At 66.5% G+C, this 7,073-nt stretch carries 7 protein-coding genes and 1 pseudogene; all 8 read left to right on the top strand.

The window, feature by feature from the left end; translation table 11 throughout:
* Positions 1 to 1,153: 1,153 nt before the first annotated feature.
* Positions 1,154 to 1,630, top strand: a complete 477-nt coding sequence (locus ACFYY8_RS41950) for a hypothetical protein (protein WP_390050673.1) — start codon at positions 1,154 to 1,156, stop codon at positions 1,628 to 1,630.
* Between the two features lie 30 nt (positions 1,631 to 1,660).
* Positions 1,661 to 1,819: a hypothetical protein gene (locus ACFYY8_RS41945; RefSeq protein WP_390050672.1), complete on the top strand. Its 159-nt coding sequence runs from the start codon at positions 1,661 to 1,663 to the stop codon at positions 1,817 to 1,819.
* A gap of 201 nt (positions 1,820 to 2,020) precedes the next feature.
* Entirely contained in the window at positions 2,021 to 2,551 is a 531-nt protein-coding gene (locus ACFYY8_RS41940; RefSeq protein WP_390050671.1) for a hypothetical protein, read from the top strand.
* Positions 2,552 to 2,694: 143 nt separating this feature from the next.
* The gene (locus ACFYY8_RS41935; RefSeq protein ID WP_390050670.1) at positions 2,695 to 3,000 is read left to right on the top strand and encodes a hypothetical protein; all 306 of its coding nucleotides are present in this window, start codon (positions 2,695 to 2,697) and stop codon (positions 2,998 to 3,000) included.
* A gap of 287 nt (positions 3,001 to 3,287) precedes the next feature.
* A pseudogene (locus ACFYY8_RS41930) lies at positions 3,288 to 4,100 on the top strand (IS481 family transposase); the annotation flags it as partial.
* A complete protein-coding gene (locus ACFYY8_RS41925) occupies positions 4,072 to 4,905 on the top strand; it encodes an integrase core domain-containing protein (protein WP_390050674.1) in 834 nt (277 codons plus the stop codon). The pseudogene ACFYY8_RS41930 and the gene ACFYY8_RS41925, both read left to right, overlap by 29 nt.
* Positions 4,906 to 4,928: 23 nt before the next feature.
* Positions 4,929 to 5,840, top strand: a complete 912-nt coding sequence (locus ACFYY8_RS41920) for a tyrosine-type recombinase/integrase (RefSeq protein ID WP_390050669.1) — start codon at positions 4,929 to 4,931, stop codon at positions 5,838 to 5,840.
* Between the two features lie 803 nt (positions 5,841 to 6,643).
* The coding region (locus ACFYY8_RS41915) for a leucine-rich repeat domain-containing protein (protein WP_390050668.1) at positions 6,644 to 7,073 on the top strand (430 nt) is incomplete at its 3' end.

Raw genomic sequence — 7,073 nt, 5'->3', positions numbered from 1 at the left:
CGGGCGCGTCTGCGGACCGCGAGCCGGCTGGCGAGCAGCGGGGTCGGGCGGGTGCCGGCCAGGTCGTGCATGGCCAGCCACACGCCCGCCATGCGTAGATCGGGCGTGCTCGTCGGCGGGTCGGTGTCCGGTAACGGTTCGGGGGTCACAGCGCCTCCTTTGTCGCAAGCTTTGTATCAACATGGTGCGACATGCCTTGCGACAAAGTCAACACCCCGTGGGCTCTCATCGCCCCGGTGCTGCGAGCCCCAGCTCAGCGGCGGCCGTCGCAGTGGACCGTCAAGTGGACGGCGGGCCGGCGCCGTCACCGCCTCGGGTATCTCCTCCTCGGCGGCGGTGACTCCAAAGAAGCGCCGCAGCAGCGTGCGCCCCCACCCGGCCGTGGCGTCGGCGCCTCTTCATTGGCCCTGACCGGCACCGCGCCGCCGTAAGCGCCGATCGCCGCCGTGACATACGGCGACACCTCATGGGCCAGGTTCAGCCGATCCCCGCTCATACCTGTCCAACCTCTCCCCAGGTGAAACAGCGCCCCCGGCGGCACGCTCGCAGCACTCCTCGCCGCGACCGGCTCTAGTAGTGCTTTGTTAGGCCGGCCTGTTGCGACTGGTCGATGCCACCGTGTGATGGTTCGCTCCGGGAGCGACCCCCGAACAGCTCTCACACACCCGGCAGCGGCTGGAAGCGTTCGCCGCTGAGGTGTTCACCCCCTTGGCCCGCTCCGATCAGCGGGCCTTGAAGGCATCGTCGGGAAGGCCTCCGTCGAGGTGGAGCGGCACACGCCCCTCAGGGTCGATTTGGAAGCCTGCGTCTTCGGCTCCGCCTTCGGCGTCATGGTCATGCACGGCGATTCCGGCGGCTTCGAGAGCGTCACGAGCTCGGTCGTGGATGTCGCGGGCAGTGTCCGTGTGTTCCTCGATCAGGTGGTGGCTCTTCGTACCTGGGTGAGACGCAGAAGCCGCCTGGCAGGTTGCATGGGCAGGTGATCGTTCACAGACGTGGCCCAGATCGATGAGCGAGGACACAAGCATAGAAACATGCTGGACTGCCGGCGCCTTGCTCCACGTTCGGAGCGAGGCTCCGGGGTTCAGGCCGCGACACTAACCGTTGTCGTAGCTCACAGTGGCCCGGGATGCATCGAGCGAAGGGGACTTCTATGAGCACGATCACGCAGACCGTTACGGCGGTCACCTGTACTGGGTTCGGCGAGCGTCACACCGACAGCATCGTGTACCGCGAGGCGCCGTACGGTGAGGTCAGATTGAGGTGGCGGAGCACCTGGGAGGGGAAGCAGCCGATGAAGGAGTCGTTCGACTTCGAGCACACCCTGTACTGCACGCGGCACACGCCTTTTGATGGCTCCTCGATCCCTGCAGAGTTCTACGTCACGGTGCCACAGGCCGAGGCCGGGATCCTGCTGGACGGGGTGTCGCTGCTGAAGCACCGCGACTACCTTCGCGCCGCAGTACGGCGTACCGAGCGTTCCATCCACCTGCCAGTGCTCCACTGCCCTGACGGGGCAGACAGTATCCAGGGCGCTCGCGGTCGGATCCTAGTCGAGGGGCAACCCGTCGGCCGAGGCCAGTACCGGCTGGACTACGGCGACGATATCCCCCGCACCATGTGCGTGTAGCCCAAGCGCGACGGTGCCCCTGTTCCCCATATGGAGGACGGGGGCACCGTGGTGTACCTGCTCGGCCACGCGGAGCAGCGGCTCCGCCCGCTCGCGGTACGGCCCCCGGAGGTTCAGAGCGTCCTGCAGGACGTGGTCGGGCATCGGGTCGTCGGGTGTCATGCCGTCCATGGTCGCCCGGAGGGGTGATCGTGCGCAGGCGGAGCGTCAGTTGATCTCACGCATCTGGGCGAGGCGTTCAGGCGCGGGAAGCATCCCGCTCGGTTTTCGGCGTCGCGGGCGACGACGTGGAGATCTGGCCGATCGCAATCCGATCACAAGCCCACCGGGCCGAGGTCGCCACGATGAAATGGGGCGGTGATCTCACAGAGGCGCCGCGATGTAGTCGAGGTGGTCAAGTTCGCCGCCAGCATGGTTTTCGGGCTTGCTGTCGTGACGGCGGCCGTCGTGGCCGTACACCAGAAGTACAGTTCAGAGCCGCTCTGGATGGTTCTCGGGGTGTTCGCTCCTTTGGTCGTGCCTGCCGCGATCGCGGTCACAGTGGGGTTTGTTCAGGAGAGACGGGAAAGGCGGCGGCGCCTCGAACGGGCAGCGGAGGATCCCGGTGAGGTTTTGCGCCGTCGCGTTGAGGCCGTCAACACGGCGTTCACCGAAGCCGCTAGTTTGATGGACGATCTTCGCCGTGATCTTGCCGCGCAGCAGGCCGCCCGTGAGGAACTGTTCGCCCAAGCCGAGGAACAGCAGCGTCTTCTCGCGATCGACCAAGAGCAGGCCGAGAAGATCCGGCAGATTCTTGTCGGCGAGACGCAGGCCACCATCCGGGCCGAGCGACGCCAGCAGTGGTTGTTCTTCGTTCTCGGCTTCGCCGCGTCTGCTCTGGCGTCCATCCCGATCGGCATCTGGGTCAACAGCATCAGCTGAGGGTGCGGCTGGCCGAGGGTGGGCGGGCGGCAGGACACCCCCGCCGCTGTCCGCTTCCGGCCAGCGGGTGGGATCGCTCTCCCGGGTTACCTTCGAGGCGCTCCCCCGAACGGTCTCGCCAACCCTCGTGAAAGGGCACCCCCATGTCCCTGATCAAACGTCTCACCGTCACCGCCGCCGCCGTGGTTCTCGCGGCTCCGCTGGTGGCGGTCCCGGCCGCCGCCACCACCCGCACCTTCGTCTGCGCTCAGGGAAGGATGGAGTCCGGCGAGCCACTGTTCCACTTCCTGTGGCTGACCGGAGAAGGATGCACCGGGCCCACGACCCCGATGAACGGTCCCGGCGTGATCACCATCACCCCCTGGGGCCAGTCCTATGACTGCGCGGCGGTGAGCGTATTTAACGACTCCAGCGTGTTCGCCAACGCAAAGAACTGCGTCTGGCTGTAGCAGCTCGACGGCGCCCCCGCCCAGAAGGATGGGGGCGCCGTTGCTTGCGGCCGTCGACGTCGTGGGGGCAGACTGGTGGTGCTCATTCCCCTGCGAGGGATCGCAACTTCTGCTGCTGGTCGGCGAACACCGGCAGACCCTCGTCACCCTGTGAGGGTTCGCAACCGCGCGGCCAACCCGGCCTGGCCCTTTCGGCACGCCTTCTGTCGATGTGAAGTCTCGGGACCTGCTTAACCGCTGCACGGCAGCGTGCTCGCCACGAAGACGTTCAGGCGATCTCCACACAGGTGGCGAACGTGGATGAGCAGGCGTTGGTGGAATACCGCTACCGCGCGGTGCGCGAGGTGCTGGCAGGTTCACCGATCGGGGAGGTCGCGGCCCGGTATGGGACCTCCCGGCAGTCGGTGCACACCTGGCGGCAGCGCTTTCAGCAAGAGGGCGTACCCGGGCTGGCCGACCGGTCGCGGCGGCCCCGGACCAGCCCGACCCGGCTGTCGGCCGAGGTCGAGGCGCTGATCTGCGACATGCGGCGCCGTCATCCACGCTGGGGCGCTCAGCAGATCGCGCACGAACTCGGCGCGCATGAACTGGAACGGGTGCCCGGCCGGGCAACGGTGCACCGGGTACTGACCCGTAACGGGCTCGTCGTGGCCCAGCAGCAAGAACACAAGCGCACCTACCGGCGCTGGCAGCGCGAGGCGATGCACCTGTGGCAACTCGACCTGGTCGGCGGAGTACCGCTCGCTGATGGCCGGGAATGCAAGATGGTCACCGGCATCGACGATCACTCCCGCTTCATGGTGATCGCCGCCGTGGTGGCCGTCCCGTCCGGACGAGCGGTGTGTGCGGCGTTCACCGCGGCGATGCGCCGCTACGGCGTCCCGTCCGAAGTTCTCAGCGACAACGGCAAGCAGTTCACCGGCCGACACATCCGCCCGCAGCCGGTCGAGGTGCTGTTCGAGCGGGTGTGCCGGGAGAACGGCATCACCCAGCGGCTGACCAAGCCCCGCTCACCGACCACGACCGGCAAGATCGAACGATTCCACAAGACCCTGCGCCAGGAACTGCTGGATCACGTGGCCCCGTTCGAATCCCTGGCCGCGGTGCAGGAGGGCCATCGACGCCTGGGCGCACACCTACAACCACGCACGGCCACACCAGGCGCTGAACATGGCCACCCCGGCCGGCGTGTTCCGGCCTCATGGCCCCACCCGGGACGACGCCGTGCCGGCCGGATCCACTCCACCTCACCAGGAGCAGATGCCCGCACCGCCGGTGGGAATCGACGTGGCCGAGCCGCCTGCGGTGTTCTCGCCCGTCGGGGCGGTGGAGTTCGACGTCCGTGTCCCGCCCAGCGGGCAGATCACCCTGGTGCCCGGCAAACAGCGCGTCGGGGTGAACCAGGGCTTGACCGGCCGGACCTTGACCATCTGGGCCGGTCTGCGCAGCATCCACCTGTTGCTGGACGGGCACCGGGTGCGCACCGTCGCCTCGCGGCTGCTGCCCGAGGACCTGGCCTATCTGGCCATGCGCGGGGCCCGGCCGGCCGGGGCCGAACCGGCTGCGGCGGCGTTGCCGCGTCTCAACGGCCGCCTGGTGGTGGCTGCGGGCCAAGCCGTGGAGGTCGACCGCACAGTGCATCACGACGGCCACGTCCAGATCGCCTTCGCGCTTGCCGGGCGCTCGATCACGTTGAGGCTGGACGGTCATCTCATGCACGCCATCGCCGACGGCGCCTTGGTCGGCACGGTCGGCGCCGACCGCTTGGCCGGTCTGCCCGGAGCACGAACAGCGGCAACACAGCTGCCGCCGCCTCCGCAAAGGGGATCCGCAGGGCACTCACCCGATAGGCCTTCAACACCCGAGACAAGGATTCCGCCGAGGACCCCACTCTCGACTGGCTGAAGCGCAACACGCTCCCGGTCTCCGTGCTGGAAGATGCCGCGACCATGCGCAGGGTGCTGGACATCGCGACGTCCAAGCTTGACGGCAAGCCCGCCGCGGCGAGCACCGCCCGCCGCAATCGGGCGATCCTGTTCGGCGCCATGGACTACGCCGTAGAGCTCAAGCTTCTGGTGAGCAACCCGATCCGGGGGCTGAGGTGGCAGGCGCCGAAGAGCACGAACGAGGTCAGTCGGGACTGCGTCGTCAACCCCGCCCAGGCCCGGCGGCTCCTGGCGGCCGTGGCCGCGCAGAAGCGGAGCGGCCCACGGCTCGTGGCCTTCTTCGCGGTCCTGTACTACGCCGGGCTACGACCCGAGGAGGCAGTGGGTCTGTGTAAGGCGAACGTGACCCTGCCCGACCTGGTCTGGAACGAGGAGACCGGGCAGTGGGAGGAGCCATCGAACGCCTGGGGAGAGCTGCGGTTCCACACCGCGGCTCCCGATGTCGGCAAGGAGTGGACCGACGAGGGCACCCAGCGGGAGAAGCGCCAGCTCAAACACCGGGCCGTAGGAGAGAGCCGCTCCGTGCCCTGCACGCCTGAGCTGGTGCGCTTCCTCCGAGCGCACCTGGCGGCCTACCCACCGGGCAGGGACGGCCGGCTGTTCGTCGGCGTCAACGGCGGCGATCTGCCGACGATCACCTACCGGCGCGCCTGGAACAAGGCGCGGGCGGAGGTGCTGACCGAGGCCGAGTACGCCTCTCCGCTCGGCCGACGTGTCTACGACCTACGGCACGCCTGCCTGTCCACCTGGCTCAACGCCGGGGTTCCCCCCACCCAGGTCGCCGCGTGGGCGGGGCACAGCGTGGACGTGCTGTTGAAGATCTACGCCAAATGCATCGTGGGCCAGGACGAGACGGCCAAGCGCCGGATCTCCGAGGCACTCGGCGGAGGCTGACGGCCTCCTCGAAACTTCGGCACGTATTCGGCACAGCCACCCGCAGACAACCGGCCACAGCCGCACACAACCGGGAAGACGCCGAGCGCCCCTGGCCGGAAAACACCAGGTCAGGGGCGCTTTCCTGGTGGTCGCGAGTGGTAGGGCGGGCGGGACTCGAACCCGCGACCCAGGGATTATGAGACACCCGCGCAGCCACAACGAGACGCACCCTCTACCTGCGCAAACGCCTCTTCCGTCGACCTGACGTGCCCAGCTTGGGAAGGCATTGGGAAGAACCATCGCCACAAGGTGCCAGAGTTCTCTCCAATACATGCCCAGAGCGTTGAACGCTCCGAGCGACTTCATCCAGGGTGCCAGTTTTAGGAGAGCGGTTATCCTTCGACTTAGCCACCGCCTTTGAGCTTCCTAAACGCCTTGATTAGCCTTCGGGGCTTAATTGATCATTCCGCACTCGACCAGTCATCAGGCCGTTACCAAGGAAGGTCGAGACCCTGGGCCAGCGCGGCGTGTTCTGAGTAAACGATTACAGAGACTAGGGAGTTTGCTTATCGCCTCCAGCACCGCGCGTTCGCCCAGTCCAGGACCGAAAAGCCCCCAAACCGGACTTTCTGCTCACAGATTTCAGTGGGTTGGGAGCAAGGCAGTCCAGACCCAAAACCACAAAACCGAGACATGGCGGGAAAATTGTTGGATCCTTGGCCGAAGGGATGGGACTGAGGAGAAGGTCTAAGCGAGCTATGCGTAGCAATTTTCATGAGGCGTGTCAACGCGTTCATCAAGCTCACCTTAAGGGCGACGGTGTGCTCGATCTCAGTGATCTACAGCTGACGCTACTGCCAGAGTTGCCTGGAACGATAGCTCTGACAAACATAGACATCTCCAACAATCGACTTAGGGAACTTCCGGATTGGCTTGCCAACCTCACCGGCCTCACCAACCTCAATGTCGGTCGCAACCGGCTCACCCACCTGCCGGACTGGATAGCCAACCTCACCGGCCTCACCAACCTCGACGTCAGCAACAACCGGCTCACCCACCTGCCGGACTGGATAGCCAACCTCACCGGCCTCACTAACCTCAATGTCGGTCGCAACCGGCTCACTCATTTGCCGGACTGGATGGCCAACCTCACCGACCTCACCGAACTACGCCTGTATGGCAATCGGCTTAAGGGACTACCGGACTGGATGGCCGGCCTGACAAGCCTCACCAGCCTCGACATCGACGGCA

Origin of the sequence: Streptosporangium sp. NPDC001559, from assembly GCF_042893955.1 — a bacterium.
GTDB lineage: Bacteria > Actinomycetota > Actinomycetes > Streptosporangiales > Streptosporangiaceae > Streptosporangium.
This window is presented reverse-complemented; position numbering and strand designations above follow the sequence as displayed.

Bases quoted from the DNA above. Each gene is read 5' to 3' on its own strand.
- ACFYY8_RS41935 (WP_390050670.1), top strand. From the start codon at position 2,695: ATGTCCCTGATCAAACGTCTCACCGTCACCGCCGCCGCCGTGGTTCTC.
- ACFYY8_RS41950 (WP_390050673.1), top strand. From the start codon at position 1,154: ATGAGCACGATCACGCAGACCGTTACGGCGGTCACCTGTACTGGGTTC.
- ACFYY8_RS41945 (WP_390050672.1), top strand. From the start codon at position 1,661: ATGGAGGACGGGGGCACCGTGGTGTACCTGCTCGGCCACGCGGAGCAG.